22 protein-coding genes are annotated in these 16,758 nt (G+C 69.4%); 5 read left to right on the top strand and 17 right to left on the bottom strand.

What is annotated here, in order from left to right; genetic code table 11:
* Window positions 1-10: 10 nt before the first annotated feature.
* The 3 genes from OG947_RS21460 to OG947_RS21450 are packed head-to-tail and all read left to right on the top strand — an operon-like array spanning window position 11 to window position 1,619.
* On the top strand, window positions 11-469 hold the full coding sequence (locus OG947_RS21460; RefSeq protein ID WP_308115500.1) for an anthrone oxygenase family protein: 459 nt from the start codon (window positions 11-13) through the stop codon (window positions 467-469).
* Window positions 466-963 (top strand): DNA-deoxyinosine glycosylase, encoded by a 498-nt coding sequence (locus OG947_RS21455; RefSeq protein WP_328812834.1) that lies wholly within the window; start codon window positions 466-468, stop codon window positions 961-963. The genes OG947_RS21460 and OG947_RS21455 overlap by 4 nt, the downstream gene beginning before the upstream one ends.
* On the top strand, window positions 960-1,619 hold the full coding sequence (locus tag OG947_RS21450; RefSeq protein ID WP_056447941.1) for a YoaK family protein: 660 nt from the start codon (window positions 960-962) through the stop codon (window positions 1,617-1,619). Before OG947_RS21455 ends, OG947_RS21450 begins: the two co-directional genes overlap by 4 nt.
* 9 nt (window positions 1,620-1,628) lie before the next feature.
* Here OG947_RS21450 and OG947_RS21445 read toward each other — a convergent pair whose 3' ends face one another.
* Entirely contained in the window at window positions 1,629-1,994 is a 366-nt protein-coding gene (locus tag OG947_RS21445; protein ID WP_082544652.1) for a helix-turn-helix domain-containing protein, read from the bottom strand.
* Window positions 1,995-2,122: 128 nt separating this feature from the next.
* Here OG947_RS21445 and OG947_RS21440 point away from each other — a divergent pair, with 128 nt between their 5' ends.
* Window positions 2,123-2,371 carry a helix-turn-helix transcriptional regulator gene (locus OG947_RS21440; protein ID WP_027506778.1) on the top strand — a complete coding sequence of 83 codons (249 nt, stop codon included), beginning with the start codon at window positions 2,123-2,125 and terminating at the stop codon, window positions 2,369-2,371.
* Here the strand turns inward: OG947_RS21440 and OG947_RS21435 are convergent.
* From OG947_RS21435 to OG947_RS21395, 9 genes are all read right to left on the bottom strand, one after another.
* Window positions 2,346-3,221, bottom strand: coding sequence for an acyl-CoA thioesterase (locus OG947_RS21435; protein WP_328814086.1), 876 nt, complete (start codon window positions 3,219-3,221; stop codon window positions 2,346-2,348). The genes OG947_RS21440 and OG947_RS21435 overlap by 26 nt on opposite strands.
* A gap of 60 nt (window positions 3,222-3,281) precedes the next feature.
* Window positions 3,282-4,700: a pyruvate kinase gene (pyk, locus tag OG947_RS21430; RefSeq protein WP_027506780.1), complete on the bottom strand. Its 1,419-nt coding sequence runs from the start codon at window positions 4,698-4,700 to the stop codon at window positions 3,282-3,284.
* 99 nt (window positions 4,701-4,799) lie between these two features.
* Entirely contained in the window at window positions 4,800-5,525 is a 726-nt protein-coding gene (locus OG947_RS21425) for a TM2 domain-containing protein (protein WP_328812833.1), read from the bottom strand.
* Window positions 5,503-6,513, bottom strand: coding sequence for a prolipoprotein diacylglyceryl transferase (gene lgt / locus OG947_RS21420; RefSeq protein WP_328814085.1), 1,011 nt, complete (start codon window positions 6,511-6,513; stop codon window positions 5,503-5,505). Before lgt ends, OG947_RS21425 begins: the two co-directional genes overlap by 23 nt.
* The gene (gene trpA, locus OG947_RS21415; protein WP_056448083.1) at window positions 6,513-7,316 is read right to left on the bottom strand and encodes a tryptophan synthase subunit alpha; all 804 of its coding nucleotides are present in this window, start codon (window positions 7,314-7,316) and stop codon (window positions 6,513-6,515) included. Before trpA ends, lgt begins: the two co-directional genes overlap by 1 nt.
* A gap of 20 nt (window positions 7,317-7,336) precedes the next feature.
* Entirely contained in the window at window positions 7,337-8,596 is a 1,260-nt protein-coding gene (gene trpB / locus OG947_RS21410) for a tryptophan synthase subunit beta (protein ID WP_027506783.1), read from the bottom strand.
* Between the two features lie 55 nt (window positions 8,597-8,651).
* Window positions 8,652-9,461, bottom strand: coding sequence for an indole-3-glycerol phosphate synthase TrpC (trpC, locus tag OG947_RS21405; RefSeq protein ID WP_027506784.1), 810 nt, complete (start codon window positions 9,459-9,461; stop codon window positions 8,652-8,654).
* 114 nt (window positions 9,462-9,575) lie between these two features.
* Window positions 9,576-10,235, bottom strand: coding sequence for a TIGR02234 family membrane protein (locus OG947_RS21400; RefSeq protein WP_328812832.1), 660 nt, complete (start codon window positions 10,233-10,235; stop codon window positions 9,576-9,578).
* Window positions 10,232-11,773, bottom strand: a complete 1,542-nt coding sequence (locus OG947_RS21395; RefSeq protein ID WP_328812831.1) for an anthranilate synthase component I — start codon at window positions 11,771-11,773, stop codon at window positions 10,232-10,234. The genes OG947_RS21400 and OG947_RS21395 overlap by 4 nt, the downstream gene beginning before the upstream one ends.
* 140 nt (window positions 11,774-11,913) lie before the next feature.
* Here OG947_RS21395 and OG947_RS21390 point away from each other — a divergent pair, with 140 nt between their 5' ends.
* Entirely contained in the window at window positions 11,914-12,420 is a 507-nt protein-coding gene (locus OG947_RS21390) for a MarR family winged helix-turn-helix transcriptional regulator (RefSeq protein WP_328812829.1), read from the top strand.
* A gap of 10 nt (window positions 12,421-12,430) precedes the next feature.
* Here the strand turns inward: OG947_RS21390 and hisI are convergent, their stop codons facing one another.
* The 7 genes from hisI to hisB are packed head-to-tail and all read right to left on the bottom strand — an operon-like array spanning window position 12,431 to window position 16,728.
* Window positions 12,431-12,793 carry a phosphoribosyl-AMP cyclohydrolase gene (hisI, locus tag OG947_RS21385; protein WP_056447928.1) on the bottom strand — a complete coding sequence of 121 codons (363 nt, stop codon included), beginning with the start codon at window positions 12,791-12,793 and terminating at the stop codon, window positions 12,431-12,433.
* Window positions 12,790-13,563: an imidazole glycerol phosphate synthase subunit HisF gene (gene hisF / locus OG947_RS21380; RefSeq protein ID WP_328812828.1), complete on the bottom strand. Its 774-nt coding sequence runs from the start codon at window positions 13,561-13,563 to the stop codon at window positions 12,790-12,792. The genes hisI and hisF overlap by 4 nt, the downstream gene beginning before the upstream one ends.
* Complete coding sequence (locus OG947_RS21375) at window positions 13,560-14,405, bottom strand: inositol monophosphatase family protein (RefSeq protein ID WP_037186663.1); 846 nt, start codon at window positions 14,403-14,405, stop codon at window positions 13,560-13,562. Before OG947_RS21375 ends, hisF begins: the two co-directional genes overlap by 4 nt.
* A complete protein-coding gene (priA, locus tag OG947_RS21370; protein ID WP_037186668.1) occupies window positions 14,402-15,154 on the bottom strand; it encodes a bifunctional 1-(5-phosphoribosyl)-5-((5-phosphoribosylamino)methylideneamino)imidazole-4-carboxamide isomerase/phosphoribosylanthranilate isomerase PriA in 753 nt (250 codons plus the stop codon). Before priA ends, OG947_RS21375 begins: the two co-directional genes overlap by 4 nt.
* 52 nt (window positions 15,155-15,206) lie before the next feature.
* Entirely contained in the window at window positions 15,207-15,446 is a 240-nt protein-coding gene (locus OG947_RS21365) for a hypothetical protein (RefSeq protein ID WP_027506792.1), read from the bottom strand.
* A complete protein-coding gene (hisH, locus tag OG947_RS21360; RefSeq protein WP_222638634.1) occupies window positions 15,443-16,114 on the bottom strand; it encodes an imidazole glycerol phosphate synthase subunit HisH in 672 nt (223 codons plus the stop codon). The genes OG947_RS21365 and hisH overlap by 4 nt, the downstream gene beginning before the upstream one ends.
* A complete protein-coding gene (hisB, locus tag OG947_RS21355) occupies window positions 16,111-16,728 on the bottom strand; it encodes an imidazoleglycerol-phosphate dehydratase HisB (protein ID WP_307097488.1) in 618 nt (205 codons plus the stop codon). The genes hisH and hisB overlap by 4 nt, the downstream gene beginning before the upstream one ends.
* Between the last annotated feature and the right edge of the window lie 30 nt (window positions 16,729-16,758).

Below are 16,758 nucleotides of genomic sequence, written 5' to 3'. Positions count from 1 at the left end.
AGGCTCCGTCGTGTCCGTTCTGCTCTCCGCCGCCGTCGTCGCGGCGGGTGTCGGTTCCGCTGCGGTGGCCGGCGTCCTGCTGGCCTTCTCCATCGCCGTGATGCCGGCGCTGGGCGTACAGCCCGCGTCCGCCGCCACCGCGGTGATGACGCGCGTGAACGTGGTCATCGTCGCTCCCGTCTTCATGGTCCTGCTGTTCGGTACCGCGGCGGCATCGGTCCTCGCCGCCGTCACCGCGTTCCTCGAGCCTGGCACACCCGCCGTTCTCGTCGCAGCGGCGGCGGCGCTCTACGTCGCGGGCTGCCTCGGCGTGACCGTCGCCGTCAACGTGCCGCTCAACGATCGGCTCGCTGCCGCGGAGGACGTGTGGCCCGAGTACCTCACTCGGTGGACCCGGTGGAACCACGTCCGCGTGATCGCGGGACTGGGTGCGTCGGTGCTGTTCGTCGTCGCCGGTGTCGCAGCATGACGGTGGTGCACGGCTTCGCCCCGCTCGTCGGCGACTCGCCGCACACGCTGGTGCTCGGTTCCATGCCGGGGGTCGCGTCGCTGACAGCCGAGCAGTATTACGCCCATCCGCGGAACGCGTTCTGGCCCATCATGACTCACCTCTTCCACCTACCCGGGGATGCCGGTTACGCGGAGCGCGTGCGCGCACTCACGGCCGCGGGCGTCGCGGTGTGGGACGTTCTCGAACTGTGCACTCGCGAGGGCAGTCTCGACTCGGCCATCGAGAGCGACACGGTGGTGCCGAACGACATCGACGCGCTGCTCACGGCCCACCCCACCCTGGACCGCATCGTGTTCAACGGCGCCGCGGCGGCGCGGCTGTTCGCTCGCCACGTGGCGCTGTCCCGGCCCGTCGAGACGTTCCGTCTGCCGTCCACCAGCCCTGCCCATGCCGCCCTGAGCACGGCGGCGAAGGTCGACGCCTGGCGCATCGTCGCGAGGGAAGACCGGTGACCGCGACGGCCTCGAGTCTGCGCTTCGCGCTCCTCGTCACCGCCGCGAGCGGGTTCCTCGATGCCTACACCTACGTCAGCCGAGGCGGCGTCTTCGCCAACGCGCAGACGGGCAACGTCATCTTCCTGGCGATCGAGGTGTCGCGGACGCACTGGCGGGACGCGGCCCAACACCTCTGGCCGATCCTCGCGTTCGTGGTCGGTGTCTCGATCGCCAACGTCATCAAGACGGGACGCGCCGAACGCCGAGTGCACCGGCCGATCCGGTGGTCCATCGCGGCGCAGGCAGCCATCCTCGCCGTGGTGGGCTTCGTACCCGCCACGGTGCCGAATGCACTGGTCACCGTGCCGATCTCGTTCATCGCCGCGCTGCAGATCGCCCTGTTCCGGAACATCGGCGACCTCAACTACATCGCGATCGCGATGACCGGGAATCTGATGCGCGTGACCGAGGCCGGCTTCGCTGCGATCGTCGACCGCGACTCCGCCGGCCGACGGGCGTTCGGTGTCTACAGCGCCGTGATCGCCGTGTTCGTCCTCGGCGCACTGGCCGGCGCCGCCGCGACCGGGTCCGTCGGCGTCCGCGCCGCGTGGATACCGGCCGCGGTGTTGGCGGCGACGCTCGCGATCTTCGTCATCGACGAGCGCACGCCCTGAACACCCCGGTCAGTCGTGGCTCACCGGTGACCCCGATGCGACCATGCCCCGCGCCAGCTCGAGTCGACGTCGGACGGCCGTGATCAACTCGTCGTCCGTCAGCGCGGCGGCGCTGGCGGCCAACTCGATCGACGCGTCGACTTCTCGAGGCTCGAGGTAGCGCGCGACGACGAGCGCCTCCACCGGATTCCGACCGAAGTGCCGTGCGACCGCGATCACGCGATCCGCACTCGGCGTGTTCTTCCCCAGTTTCCATCTCGAGACCGACGCGGGGTCCACCCCTGCAGCCCGCGCGATCTCCACTTGTGATGCTCTGTCTGTGACGCGGTTCAGATACTCCCACCACGTCTCCCCCACCCCGGACGTCTGATCCATGGCGCGAACACTACTGACACGGACGCAAGTTCACGCGCAGTGTGTCGATTGCCCGCCCGCCAGTGCATGTGTACCTTTCGTCTCGTGCGCGCAACGAGCGCGACACGATCGATCACCGGGGGGAATCGATGGCGAATCTCGAGCTGGACCGCGACGGGCTGGAACGACTACGGCGCTTCGCTCACATCACGACCGACGGGCAACTGGCCGAACGCATCGGGGTCGACCCGGCCACGGTCTCCCGCATTCTCAGCGGGAAGTGCGCGCCCGGAACGAAATTCATCGCCGGCCTGCTCTCGGAGTTCGGGACCGACCGCTTCGACGACGTCTTCGTGGTGACCGACGACCGCGTCATCGTGCCGGGAAATGGCGGATGAGCCCTTCCTGCACCACAGTCGCCACCAATTCTCCTCCGCGCGAGAAGAATCGGCCGGTGGCCAGTCCGCGGGACCCCGCGGCGACCGGCGACTCGGTGGCGTAGAGCATCCACTCGTCGAAGCGGAACGGACGGTGGAACCAGATGGAATGGTTTACCGTCGCGGCCACGATGCGGTCGAAACCCCAGGAGAGACCGTGTGTGGTGATGATCGAGTCGAGCACCGTCGTGTCCGACGCGTATCCCATCGTGGCGACGTGCAGAGCGGGATCGTCGGGCAGCGGACCGTCGGACTTCATCCATACCCTGTTGTGGTTCGACCGTTCTCCGGTGCCCTTCATGATCCAGGCCGGATCATTGGCGTACCGCATGTCGATCGGCTTCAGCGCGTCCACGAACATCTTCAGACGGTCCTCGTACCCGTCGAAGTGGTTGCCCAGCGGCGGCAGCGATTCCGGGTACTCCACCTCGGGCCACTCGACGCTGTGCTCGAGGCCGCCGCGCGAGTCCTGGTAGGCGGCGAGCATGACGAACAGCTCCTCGTCACCCTGGTAGGCCGTCACCTGACGGTTGGCGAAGGCGCGGCCGTCACGATGACGTTGCACGCGGAAAGTGATGTCTCGCTTGACATCTCCGCCGCGAATGAAGTGTGCGTTGATGGCGTGGATCGGCCTCGCCCCGCTGACGGTGCGGCCGGCCGCGACCAGCGCCTGGGCGACCAGCTGTCCGCCGAACGTTCTGCTCCCGACCTCTGCCGGGTGCCGGCCGACGTAGGTGTTCTCGTCGACCTCCGTGAGGTCGAGGATGTCCAGCAACACGTCGAGGTCGCGTGAGCGCCCCGCCGTGGCGATCGGCGCGTCCCCCCGACGCGCCGATTCCGGTCTGTCGACCGTTCCCCCCAGTTCGGTCACTTACCGGTCCTCTTCTCCGATTCGGTGCACGTGGATCAAGTTGGTGGAGCCTACAGTGCCGGGAGGCGCACCGGCGACGATCACGACCTGGTCGCCGCGGTGATAACGGTCGAGCTCGAGCAACGACTTGTCGACCTCACGCACCATGCCGTCGGTGGTGTCGACGAACGGCACCAGGAACGTCTCGGTGCCCCAGGTCAGAGCGAGCTGACTGCGCACCTCGGGGATGGACGTGAAGGCCAGCAGCGGCAGCCGCGAATGCAGACGCGCCATGCGCCGCACGGTGTCACCGGACTGCGTGAAGGCAACGAGAGCGCGTGCGTCGAGCCGCTCTCCGATGTCGCGAGCCGCGTAGGAGATGACGCCGCGCTTGGTGCGCGGAGTGTGGGTGAGCGCCGGAACCGCGTCGCCCTCCATCTCGACGGTCTCCACGATGCGTGCCATCGTGCGCACCGTCTCCATGACGAACTTGCCGACGGAGGTCTCGCCGGACAGCATGACGGCGTCGGTGCCGTCGAGCACCGCGTTCGCGACGTCGGACGCCTCCGCGCGGGTGGGACGCGAGTTCTCGATCATCGACTCGAGCATCTGCGTGGCGACGATGACGGGCTTGGCGTTGGCGCGCGCGATCTGGATGGCGCGCTTCTGCACCAGCGGCACCTGCTCGAGCGGGAGCTCGACACCGAGGTCACCACGCGCGACCATCACCGCGTCGAACGCGAGGACGATGGCCTCGAGGTTGTCGACCGCTTCCGGCTTCTCGATCTTGGCGATGACGGGGACCCGGCGGCCCACCCGGTCCATGATCGCGTGCACCAGCTCGACGTCGGCCGGCGACCGCACGAACGACAGTGCGATGAAGTCGACTCCCAGGGCCAGAGCGAACTCGAGATCCTCGGTGTCCTTGTCCGACATGGCGGGAACCGACACGTCCATGCCGGGGAGGGACACGCCCTTGTTGTTGCTGACGGGGCCGCCCTCGGTCACGCGGCAGAGGACGTCGTTGCCCTCGACACCGGTGACGACCAGACCGACCTTGCCGTCGTCGACGAGGAGGCGATCGCCTTCCTTGGCGTCCTGCGCGAGTTCCTTGTAGGTCGTGGAGACCCGATCGTGGGTGCCCTCGCACTCCTCGACCGTGATGCGGATCAGCTCACCGTTGGCCCAGGTGGTCTTGCCCTCCTTGAACCGGCCGAGCCGGATCTTCGGACCCTGCAGGTCGGCGAGGATGCCCACGGCCTTCCCGGTGGCGTTCGACGCCGCACGCACCCGCTTGTAGTTCGCCTCGTGGTCGGGGTAGTCGCCGTGGCTGAAATTCAGCCGAGCCACATCCATTCCGCTCTCGACGAGTTCCTTGATTCTCTCGTCGGTGGCAGTCGCCGGTCCCAGGGTGCATACGATCTTCGTCCGTCGGGTCACGGGCGCAAGCCTAGTCCCCGCCGGACCCGATTCCTATCGACGACGCCGCTCTATGTCCTGACAATTGGGCTACTGGCCAGTAGTTAACCGGGAGGTCGTTCAGGGTTTGAGAAGTCGGCCGTTCCCGTCGCGGACCTTGCTCACGAGCATCACGATGCCGTCGACGAGGCACCACAGCCAGACGGCCGCGTAGAGCGGGATACCGATCAACGCGCCGATGATCGTCACGGTCAGCAGGACGCTCACGATGAACGACACGAGCTGCGCGACGCCGAGCACCGTCGAGCCGATGTAGAACCGGCCGAGGCCGAGCGGCAGACCGAAGAGCAGCGGGGCCAACTGGAGAACACCTGCCGTCACCTTCGACTTGTCGCCGAACGGTTCACCCGTTCCCATGTCTCGACCGAACGGCGCCATCGGATCGACGCCGTGGCCGCCCGCGAACGGTGGCTGCCCGTACTGCGGCTGCTGACCGTACTGGGGCTGCCCGTACTGCGGCTGGGCGTACTGGGGCTGACCGTACTGGGACTGGGCGTACGGGGTGTCCGCGGCCGGCCGTGCGGACCAGTCCGTCGACTCGGGCTCACGATTCCAGGAGCCGTACTCGCCGACCGGGTAGCCGAAGGCAGCCGTGTCACCGGCCGACGGTTCGGGGTACGTCCCGGGCGACGGGTAGGACGGGTAGGCGCCGGAACCCGGACCCTCGCCGAAACTGGCGTTGGTGTTCCACCCCGGACCGGGAGTGCTCCCGGTGACGTCGTCGGACCCCACGGGGTCCGAGCCGGTCGACTTCTTCGTCAGGTCAGGCTTGTCCGGATCGGTCACGTCCCTCGTCCTCACTCGTCGTCGGGGTGGTCACCTCGTCGGTGGATCGGTCCTCGTCCTTCGCCGGAGCATCGGCGTCCGCCTCGTCCGTCACCTCGCCGTCAGGCTCGACCTCGTCGGTCCGGGTGCGCAGCGTGGCCGGTTCCTCGCGACCCTTGGGCGCGAGGACGACGTACGCCAGCGCGAGCAGGAAGACGATGCCGGAAGTGAACGAGTTGACGCGGATGCCGCCGATCAGCGTCGCGAAGTCGCTGCGCATCAGCTCGATGACGAAGCGTCCGGCGCAGTAGCCCGCGACGTACAGGGCGAAGATGCGGCCGTGTCCGAGGCGGAAGCGACGGTCGACCAGCACCAGGAGCACGACGACGACGACGTTCCACAACAGTTCGTACAGGAACGTCGGATGCACGACCCGCTCGACGATCCCGGTGGAGACGCCGGCGAGGGAGTCGACCCGACCGTTGGCGTCGACGCGTTCGTAGATCTCGAGGCCCCACGGCAGGGTGGTGTCGCGTCCGTAGAGCTCCTGGTTGAAGTAGTTGCCGATGCGGCCGATGGCCTGCGCGAGGAGGATGCCCGGCGCGACGGCGTCGCCGAAGGCCGGGAGCGATATCCCGCGTCGCCTGCAGGCGATCCACGCGCCGACACCACCCAGGAAGACGGCGCCCCAGATGCCGAGACCGCCCTGCCAGATCTTGAGGGCGTCGATCGGATTGCCACCCTCGCCGAAGTACGTCGGCGCGTCGGTGATGACGTGGTAGAGCCGGCCGCCGATGAGACCGAACGGCACGGCCCACACGGCGACGTCGAGGACGGTCCCCTTGTCGCCGCCGCGGGCGACCCAGCGGCGGTCACCCCACACGATCGCGACGACGATGCCGACGATGATGAAGAAGGCGTACGCCCGCAGTGCGAGCGGCCCGACGTACCAGACGCCCTGCGGCGGACTGGGGATGTAGGCGAGCACGGCGGTGTTCGCCGCGAGCATCACGACGCGGCCTTCGCCGACCGCACGCCCTCGGCGAGTTCTGCGGTGAGCGCGGAGACGGCGCCGACACCCTGGTCGACGGCGGAGACGAGCGCGGATCCGACGATGACGGCGTCGGCGTACGCGGCGATCTCCGCGGCCTGGGCACCGGAACGCACCCCGAGGCCGATGCCGATGGGGATGTCGGAGTGCACGCGGATGCGGGACACCAGTGCGGGCGCGGCCGAGGACACCGCGTCGCGGGCACCCGTCACGCCCATGGTCGACGCGGCGTAGACGAAACCGCTGCTCGACTGCACGGTGCGCGAGAGACGCTCCTCCGTCGACGACGGTGCGACGAGGAAGATGCGATCGAGCCCGTGCTCCTCGGAGGCGCCGAGCCAGTCGCCGGCCTCGTCGGGGATCAGATCCGGCGTGATCATGCCGAGGCCGCCCGCCGACGCGAGATTCGCGGCGAACTCGGTCACGCCGTACTTCATGACCGGGTTCCAGTACGTCATGACGACGGCCTTGCCACCGGCGTCGGCGATGGCCTCGACCACGGTGAAGACGTCGCGGACGCGGGCGCCGTTGGCCAGGGCGCGCCCTGCGGCGGCCGCGATGGTGGGGCCGTCCATGACGGGATCGGAGTACGGGACGCCGACCTCGATGATGTCGCAGCCGCTGTCGACGAGCGCGCGCACGGCGTCGATCGACTCGGGCACCGTCGGGAACCCGGCGGGCAGGTAGCCGACGAGGGCGGCGCGGTGCTCACCGCGGGTGTGGTCGAAGACCGGGCCCAACCGCGACGGACCGGAGTGCACCGGGATGGGGGTGGGGGTGCTCACGTCACGTTGCCCTTCTCGTCCAGGATGCCGAACCACTTCGCGGCGGTGTCGACGTCCTTGTCTCCGCGACCGGAGAGGTTGACCAGGATCATGGCGCCGTCACCGAGTTCACGGCCGAGCTTCACGGCACCCGCGATGGCGTGCGCGGACTCGATCGCCGGGATGATGCCCTCGGTCTTGCACAGCAGAGTGAAGGCCTCCATGGCCTCCGTGTCGGTGATGGGTCGGTACTCGGCTCGCCCGATGTCGTTGAGGTACGAGTGCTCCGGTCCGACGCCCGGGTAGTCGAGCCCGGCGGAGATGGAGTGCGAGTCGATGGTCTGACCGTCCTCGTCCTGCAGAAGGTACGAGAAGGCGCCGTGAAGGGCGCCGGGCGAACCCGCACCGATGGTCGCGGCGTGGCGACCCGTCTCGATGCCGTCGCCGGCCGCCTCGTACCCGATCAGCCGGACGTCCGCGTCGTCGATGAAGGCGTGGAATATGCCGATGGCGTTCGACCCGCCGCCGACGCACGCGGCGATGGCGTCGGGAAGCCGGCCGTGATCGTGCAGCATCTGCGCGCGTGCCTCCATGCCGATGATGCGCTGGAAATCGCGGACCATCATGGGGAACGGGTGCGGTCCGGCGACCGTGCCGAAACAGTAGTAGGTCTCGTCCGCGTTGGTCACCCAGTCGCGCAGCGCCTCGTTGATGGCGTCCTTGAGTGTGCGCGAGCCGGACGTCACCGCGACGACGTCGGAACCGAGGAGCTTCATCCGGGCGACGTTGAGGGCCTGACGCTCGGTGTCCACCTCGCCCATGTAGACGAGGCACTCGAGGCCGAGCAGCGCACAGGCCGTGGCCGTGGCTACGCCGTGCTGGCCGGCGCCCGTCTCGGCGATGACGCGGGTCTTGCCCATCCGCTTGGCGAGCAGCACCTGGCCCAGCACGTTGTTGATCTTGTGCGAACCGGTGTGGTTGAGGTCCTCGCGCTTGAGGAAGATGCGGGCCCCACCGGCCTGCTTCGACAGATTCGCCGCCTCGAAGATCGGCGACGGGCGACCGGTGTAGTCGCGCTGCAGACGATCGAGCTCGTCGAGGAAGTCTCGATCTCCGCGCGCCTTGGCGTACTCGGTGGTGACTTCCTCGATGACGCCCATGAGCGCCTCGGGCACGTAGCGGCCGCCGTACTTACCGAAGTGTCCGCCGAGGTCGGGGTCGTGATCGGTGCGATCGGTGATGCCGTCGCTCGAGTTCGGAAGATAGCTGGTAGTCACGGTGTCGAGTCTGCCCGATGACACACCGGGACGACGAGCCGGGTGGAGCCTGAAATCAGCGCGCAGGCTTCGGGCACGAGGGGTGCGTTCCGGCCGCGACCAGGTCACGCACCGCGGACCGCGGGTCGCCGCTGGTGACCAGTCCCTCACCGACGAGAACCGCGTCGGCACCCGCTCCGGCGTAGGCCAGGAGATCGGCGGTGCCGCGGACGCCGGACTCGGCGACCCGGATGATGTCCGACGGCAGGCCGGGCGCGATGCGGGAGAAGGTGTCCGGGTCGACGTCGAGCGTCTTGAGGTTGCGGGCGTTGACGCCGATGACCTTGGCGCCGGCCTCGAGCGCGCGGTCCGCTTCCTCCTCGGTGTGCACCTCGACCAGCGGGGTCATGCCGAGCGACTCGGTGCGGTCGAGCAGGGACGCGAGGGCGTCCTGCTCCAGAGCCGCGACGATCAGCAGAATCATGTCGGCGCCGTGGGCGCGAGCCTCGTGGATCTGGTACGGCCCGACGATGAAGTCCTTGCGCAGCACGGGGATCTCGACGGCGCGACGCACGGCGTCGAGATCGTCCAGCGATCCGCGGAAGCGGCGCTCCTCGGTGAGCACGCTGATGACGCGCGCTCCGCCCGACTCGTAGGCACCCGCGAGCACGGCGGGGTCCGGAATGTCGGCCAGCGCACCCTTGGAAGGGCTGGCGCGCTTGACCTCTGCGATGACGGCGATGCCCGGCTCGATGAGCGCGGCGGCGGCGTCGAGAGCCGGCCGCGCGGCGGCGGCGGCCTTCTTGACGGAGGCGAAGTCCACCACGGATTCACGGGCCTGCGTGTCGGCCCGTACACCGTCGAGGATCGAATCGAGAACGGTCATCGGTGTCCCCCGCGTCCTTCCGCCAGAGTGGTGAATGTCTGCTCGACATCGCAGTGGATGTGTGGCGCTGCTCATCCGGTGCGCTCAGAGTAGAGGCCGGAGTAACACCACCGACTAGCGGGTCTCACCGCCGCGGGGTCGGTCGTCGACACCGGTGGCGTCGTCGGTCACGGTCGGGTCGGCGCCGGAGTCCAGTGCGTCCCAGATGGCCCGCTCGCTCGGTTCCTCGTCGGCGTCCACTGCAGCAGACCGAACGTCCTGTTCGGCGCGCTCACGGCGCACCGCGGGACTGTCGTACCGAGCCGACAGGCCGGCCTTGGAGCGGGACGTGCGCGCGACCACGACGGCGGCGGCCAGCGCGAGCAGACCGCCCAGGAGCGCGAGTGCGGCGGGCGCGCGGCTCGCCTCCGCGGAGAGGACCTCGGCACGACCGGGGAGTTCCGCCAGCGCGCCGGCGCGCTCCGGATCCACGCCCGAGACGATCAACTGCACCGCGGGAACGGCGGCTCCGACACCGACGAGCGCGACGAGCATCGCGAGCAGCACCGTCCACCGTCCGCGGATCGCGAACAGAGCCGCCACCGCAGCGATGGCCGCGATGGCCAACGGCGTGGTCGCCGCGGCCCACGTACCCCCGACGAGCGAGGACGTCTGCTGCTCCCCCAGCCCGTCCGAGCTGACGACCCGGACCCAGGTCATGCGCGACGACGCCCACAGCGCCAGCGCCGCGAGAGCCAGGAGCAGCGCGGCGAGACCGACGCCCCCGCGTTTCACTCGGCGCCTCCGACGGTGGTCACCGTCTCCGCTGCGGCCACCGCGCTGAGCACCGCCATCGCCTTGTTGCGCGCCTCGGTGTCCTCGTACTCGGCGACCGAGTCGGCCACCACGCCGGCACCCGCCTGGACGTACGCGGTGCCGTTCTTGATGAGGGCGGAGCGGATACAGATCGCCGTGTCGGCGTCCCCGTCGAAGTCGAGGTATCCGACGATGCCGCCGTAGACGCCGCGGCGGGTCGGTTCGAGTTCCTCGATGAGCTCCATCGCCCGCACCTTGGGAGCGCCCGACAGCGTGCCCGCCGGGAAGCAGGCGCGGACGGCGTCGAGTGCGTGCCTGCCCTCGTCGAGCCGACCCGTCACCGTCGACACCAGGTGCATGACGTGGCTGTAGCGCTCGACGTGGCGGTACTCGGTGACCTTGACCGTGCCCGGCTCGCAGACCCGCCCGAGATCGTTGCGTCCGAGGTCCACCAGCATGAGGTGCTCGGAGTTCTCCTTCTCGTCCACGAGGAGGTCCTTCTCGAGCAAGAGGTCGTCCTCCTCGGTGGCGCCGCGCCACCGGGTCCCGGCGATCGGGTGCGTCGTCGCGACACCGTCGGCGACCGTCACGAGGGACTCGGGGCTCGACCCGACGATCGAGAACGCGGTCTCGCCGTCCGCGCCGGGGACGTGCATCAGGTACATGTACGGGCTGGGATTGGAGCGTCGGAGCATGCGATAGACGTCGAGCGGCGTCGCGGTGGTCTCCATCTCGAAACGCTGGGACAGCACCACCTGGAACGCCTCGCCCGCCTCGATCTCCTCGACCAGGCGGTGCACGTCGGCGCCGAACCCCTCGGAGGTCCGCTGGCGCCGGAACTGCGGCTCGGGTCGCGAGAACGACGCCACCGTGGACTCCGCGGCGGACGACAGTGCGAGGGTCATGCGGTCGAGCCGTGCCACCGCGTCGTCGTACGCCTCGTCGACCCGCTCGTCGGTGCCGTTCCAGTTCACCGCGTTGGCGATGAGGGTGATCGCACCCTCGTGGTGGTCCACCGCGGCCAGATCGGTCGCGAGGAGCATCACCATCTCGGGGATCTGCAGATCGTCATCGGTGAGTTCGGGCAGTCGCTCGATGTGGCGCACCGCGTCGTAGCCGAGATACCCCACCATCCCGCCGGTGAGCGGGGGCAGGTCCGGCAACCGTTCGGAGCGGAGCAGCTCGATGGTGGCTCCGAGTGCGTCCAGCGGATGGCCACCCGACGGGGCACCCGCCGGCGTCTCCCCCATCCACGCGGCCTCGCCGTCCACGACCGTGAGCGCACTGGGGCTGCCCGCACCGATGAACGACCACCGGGACCACGACCGCCCGTTCTCGGCGGATTCGAGCAGGAACGTGCCGGGCCGGTCCCCGGCGAGCTTGCGGTACGCCGACAGCGGAGTCTCGGAGTCCGCGAGAACCTTGCGGACGACGGGGACCACGCGATGGACGGCGGCCAGTTGGCGGAACTGCTCCCGGGTGGTGGTTCCGGGTGCCGGGTCCTTCTGCGAATCCATGGGTGTCATCTTCCCGGGTGCCGTCCCGCCGGGTTCGGGAGGTGCCGAACGCGGTGGTCGCACGGGCGGTGGGACACTCGACGAGTCGGAAACCGAACTGGTCGGTCGTGATCCGGCACGAGGAGAGGAACGCGCACCCGATGACCGCGACAACGCCGTCCGAGACGCAGCCGGACGAGATGCGCTGGCTCACACCGGCACAGCAGGACGCCTGGCGCGTGCTGGTCGCCTTCGTGACCCGGTTGCCCGCCGCGCTGGACACCCAGTTGCAGCGTGACTCCGGACTGACGCACTTCGACTACTTCGTGATGGCGACGCTGTCCGAGGCTCCGGATCGTCGGCTGCGCCTACGTGACCTCGCGGACTTCGCCAACGCGTCGCTGTCCCGGCTGTCGCACGTGATGACCAAGCTCGAGCGCGCCGGATGGGCCCGGCGGGAGAGCATCAGCGGCGGCCGCGGCTCCCACGCCGTTCTCACGGACGAGGGGTACGCGAAGGTGGTCGCCACGGCTCCCGGCCACGTCTCCACGGTGCGGTCACTCGTGTTCGACGGGCTGGACGACGAGCAGGTCGAGACGATGCGAGCGCTCGCCGAGGTCATGGTCACCAACCTCGACGCCGGCATCGCCCGCGACGGCGGTGGCTGACCGCCGGTACTCACGCGGTCGGGGGCTCGCTCAGCAACACGTCGGCGTCGAAGCACGAGTGATCACCGGTGTGGCACGCGCCGCCGGTCTGATCGACCGTCAGCAGGATCGTGTCACCGTCGCAGTCGAGGCGGACCTCGTGGACGTACTGTGCGTGTCCGGACGACTCGCCCTTGACCCAGTACTCCTGCCGTGACCGCGACCAGTACGTGCCCTTGCGCGTCGCGAGCGTCATGGCCAGGGCCGTGTCGTCCATCCACGCGACCATGAGCACGTCACCGGTGCCGCGTTCCTGCGCGACGGCGCACACCAGTCCGTCGTCGGTGCGCTTGAGACGGTCGGCGATCGCCGGATCGAGAACGGGGGCGCTCATCGAACCTCCACACCGTCCGCGCGCAGAGCGCCCTTGACGTCGCCGATGGTCATCTCGCCGAAGTGGAAGACGCTGGCCGCGAGAACGGCATCGGCACCCGCGGCCACGGCAGGCGCGAAGTGCTCGACGGCGCCGGCGCCGCCACTGGCGATGACCGGGACCCGGACGGCCGCGCGGACAGCGGTGATCATGTCGATGTCGAAGCCGGCCTTCGTGCCGTCCGCGTCCATCGAGTTGAGCAGGATCTCGCCCACCCCGAGTTCGGCCCCGCGGTGTGCCCACTCCACGGCGTCGACGCCGGTACCGCGGCGGCCGCCGTGCGTGGTCACCTCCCAACCGGACGCCGTCGGCGCCTCGCCCTCGGGCACCGTCCGGGCGTCGACCGACAGCACGATGCACTGCGATCCGAATCGAGAGCTCAACTCGCGCAACAACTCCGGTCGCGCGAGCGCTGCCGTGTTGACGGACACCTTGTCGGCGCCCGCTCGCAGGAGCGTGTCCACGTCCTGCACGGTGCGGACACCGCCGCCCACGGTGAGCGGAATGAACACCTGCTCCGCGGTGCGGGTCACCACGTCGAGCATCGTGGCGCGACCACCGGACGACGCGGTGACGTCGAGGAAGGTCAACTCGTCGGCACCCTCGGCGTCGTATTTCGCGGCGAGCTCGACCGGGTCACCCGCATCGCGCAGATCGGCGAAGTTGACACCCTTGACGACGCGACCGGCATCGACGTCCAGGCACGGGATGACGCGTACGGCGACACTCATCTCCGGACTCCTTCCCGCGCGCGCGATGTCGGTGTGTACGTGGACGGCTCGCCGACTCCGGCGAGCACCTGCAGCAGTTCCTCGTGCACGCCGGGGGCTGCGGCGAGCACCGACGTCGAGGTCACCGTCCACGGCTCCCCCGCCAGATCGGTGACGATTCCGCCGGCGGCGCGGACCAGCATCGCTCCGGCGGCGTTGTCCCACGCATGGTGGCCGAACACGATCGACGCACCGAGTGTTCCCGCCGCGGTGTACGCGAGGTCCAGTCCGGTCGACCCGTGCATCCGGATGCGAGACGAGACGCGGCTGATGTCCGAGAGCACCTGTACCCGATAAGCGCCGGGCAACCGGCCGCGGCTGTCGATGTTGAACGCACCGAATCCGACGATGGAGGAGGCGAGTGCGGAGGTGGGCAGCGCGGGGAGCGCCTCCCCGTCCCGGTGCACGGGTCCGCCCTCCACCGCCCAGAAGCGTTGGCCGATCAGCGGAAGCCACGTCAGACCGATGACCGGGCGCCCGTCGACGAGCAGCGACAGCAGGGTGCCCGCCGTGGGCAGCCCGAACGAGTAGTTGAAGGTCCCGTCGATCGGATCGAGCACCCACACGGTGCCGGACTCGACGGGTGGCCCGCCGAACTCCTCGCCGTGCACGGGGATCTGGGTCTGCTCCTGCAGTTCCTCGACCAGCCGACGTTCGAGCTCGAGGTCGACCGCGGTGGCGAAGTCGTCCGGCCCCTTGGCCACGGCGCTGGGCGCGCCGGCGCCCGCGACGAACCGCTCGTGGGTGCCGTCGAGCAGGGTGCGCGCGGTGGCCGCGAGAGCGTCCAGGTCCACGGCGGTCACGTCGCCGACGATGCGCTGTCCGCGACGGCGGCGAGGGCCTCCGGCAGCGTGAAGCGGCCGGCGTAGAGGGCCTTGCCGACGATGGAACCCTCGACGCCCTTGTCGGTCAGCGTGGCGATGGCGACCAGATCCGCGACGGTGGACACTCCGCCGGACGCGATGACCGGCGCGTCGGTGACAGCGCAGACCTGTTCGAGCAGTTCGAGATTGGGGCCGGTCAGAGTGCCGTCCCGCGTGACGTCGGTGACCACGTATCGCGAGCACCCGTCGCGGTCGAGCCGCTCCAGCACCTCCCACAGATCGCCGCCGTCACTCACCCAGCCGCGACCGCGCAGGCGGTGCTCACCGTCGACGATGCGCACGTCCAGTCCCACGGCGACACGATCGCCGTACTCACCGATGGCGCGGCGGCACCACTCCGGATCCTCGAGTGCGGCGGTGCCGAGGTTGACGCGCGCGCAGCCCGTCGCGAGCGCTGCCCGCAGGCTCTCGTCGTCGCGGATGCCACCGGACAGCTCGACCTTCACGTCGAGTTCCCCCACCACGCTCGCGAGGAGGTCGCGGTTCGAACCGCGGCCGAAGGCGGCGTCCAGATCTACCAGATGCACCCACTCGGCGCCGTCGTTCTGCCAGGCCAGCGCGGCGTCGCGCGGAGAGCCGTAGGCGGTCTCGCTGCCTGCCTCTCCCTGCACGAGACGAACAGCTTGACCATCGGCGACATCGACTGCGGGGAGAAGTACCAGGCTCACGTTCGACGAGGTTACCGGCACGATCCGCGGCGACACCGGGCAGGGCGGCGCGTCAGTCGGACGGCTCGGACCCGTCGGGCTCCTCGCCGAAGGATCGGCGAACGGACGCCTTCGCCACCAGCGACGCGCAGACGCCCGTGGCGACGAGTCCGACGGCCACCACCAGCAGCCCCACCGGACCACTCGGCTGCAGCAGCCAGAGGACGAGGGTGGTCGCAGCGAGCATCAGGGTCGCCGCACCGAGGACGAGCCCGGTGTGGCGACCCAGTGAGAACTCGCGGGGCTCGCTCATCCGAGGGTGCGGAGCCAGTTCTCGAGCAGCGTGGCGCCGGCGTCGCCGGACTTCTCCGGGTGGAACTGTGTCGCGGAGAGAGGGCCGTTCTCCACCGCCGCGAGGAACTCGCCGCCGTGATCGGCCCACGTGAGAACCGGAGCGGCGAGCGACTCGCTCGGTGCCATCTCCCAGTCCTGCACGCCGTACGAGTGCACGAAGTAGAAGCGCGTGTCGGGGTCCATGCCCGCGAACAGCACCGAGTCCTCGCCCGGGCGCACCGTGTTCCAGCCCATGTGCGGGAGCACCTCGGCCTGCAGCTTCTCCACGGTGCCGGGCCACTGGCCGCAGCCGGTGGCGGGCACGTCGAACTCGACGCCGCGGTCGAACATGATCTGCATGCCGACGCAGATGCCGAGCACGGGGCGACCCCCGGCGAGCCGCTTGTCGACGAGCTCGTCGCCGCGCACCGACAGCAGACCGTCCATGCATGCGCCGAACGCGCCGACACCGGGCACGACCAGTCCGTCGGCCTGCAGCGCGACTCGGTGATCGGACGTCACCGTGACGTCGGCACCCACACGTTCGAGTGCGCGCTGCGCCGAGTGCAGATTCCCCGAACCGTAATCCAGCAGCGCGACAGACTTGCCTGCTCTTCCCGGCCGGCCTCCGGCCTTCCCGCTGCTCACAAGCTTCCCTTCGTCGACGGCACTCCCGTGACCCGCGGATCGGGCTCGACGGCCGCGCGGAGGGCGCGAGCGACGGCCTTGAACTCGGCCTCGGTGACGTGGTGCTGGTCGCGTCCGTACAGCACCCGGACGTGCAGTGCGATACGCGCATTGGACGCGATCGACTCGAAGACGTGGCGGTTGATCACCGTGGCGTACGGGGTTCCCGGGTAGCCGCCGATGATCGCGTGCAGCATGTGCTCCGGTTCCCCGGTGTGCACGCAGTACGGCCGACCGGACACGTCGACCGAGGCGTGTGCCAGCGTCTCGTCCATCGGAATGAACGCGTCACCGAAACGGCGAATTCCCTTCTTGTCGCCGAGTGCCTGGCCCAGCGCCTGTCCGAGGACGATAGCGGTGTCCTCGACCGTGTGATGCGCCTCGATCTCGATGTCGCCCTTCGCGTGCACCGTGAGGTCGAAACTCGCGTGCGTCCCGAGCGCGGTGAGCATGTGGTCGAAGAACGGCACACCGGTGGACACGTCGACGATGCCGGTGCCGTCGAGATTCAGCTCCACCGTGATGGACGACTCCTTGGTGGTCCGCTCGATGCGCGCGATGCGGTTCGGGGTCATGATGCTGCTCACTGGTCGGATCCTCTGCTG

Source organism: Rhodococcus sp. NBC_00297, assembly GCF_036173065.1.
GTDB lineage: Bacteria > Actinomycetota > Actinomycetes > Mycobacteriales > Mycobacteriaceae > Rhodococcoides.
This window is presented reverse-complemented; position numbering and strand designations above follow the sequence as displayed.

Excerpts from the sequence above, each read along its gene's own strand:
- OG947_RS21365 (WP_027506792.1), bottom strand. The coding sequence starts at position 15,446 with ATGAGCGAGCCCCGCGAGTTCTCACTGGGTCGCCACACCGGGCTCGTC.
- OG947_RS21445 (WP_082544652.1), bottom strand. The coding sequence starts at position 1,994 with ATGGATCAGACGTCCGGGGTGGGGGAGACGTGGTGGGAGTATCTGAAC.
- lgt (WP_328814085.1), bottom strand. The coding sequence starts at position 6,513 with ATGCTCGCGGCGAACACCGCCGTGCTCGCCTACATCCCCAGTCCGCCG.
- OG947_RS21390 (WP_328812829.1), top strand. The coding sequence starts at position 11,914 with ATGACCGCGACAACGCCGTCCGAGACGCAGCCGGACGAGATGCGCTGG.
- trpC (WP_027506784.1), bottom strand. The coding sequence starts at position 9,461 with ATGACCGTTCTCGATTCGATCCTCGACGGTGTACGGGCCGACACGCAG.
- hisI (WP_056447928.1), bottom strand. The coding sequence starts at position 12,793 with ATGAGCGCCCCCGTTCTCGATCCGGCGATCGCCGACCGTCTCAAGCGC.
- OG947_RS21395 (WP_328812831.1), bottom strand. The coding sequence starts at position 11,773 with ATGGATTCGCAGAAGGACCCGGCACCCGGAACCACCACCCGGGAGCAG.
- OG947_RS21455 (WP_328812834.1), top strand. The coding sequence starts at position 466 with ATGACGGTGGTGCACGGCTTCGCCCCGCTCGTCGGCGACTCGCCGCAC.
- hisF (WP_328812828.1), bottom strand. The coding sequence starts at position 13,563 with ATGAGTGTCGCCGTACGCGTCATCCCGTGCCTGGACGTCGATGCCGGT.
- hisB (WP_307097488.1), bottom strand. The coding sequence starts at position 16,728 with ATGACCCCGAACCGCATCGCGCGCATCGAGCGGACCACCAAGGAGTCG.
- OG947_RS21440 (WP_027506778.1), top strand. The coding sequence starts at position 2,123 with ATGGCGAATCTCGAGCTGGACCGCGACGGGCTGGAACGACTACGGCGC.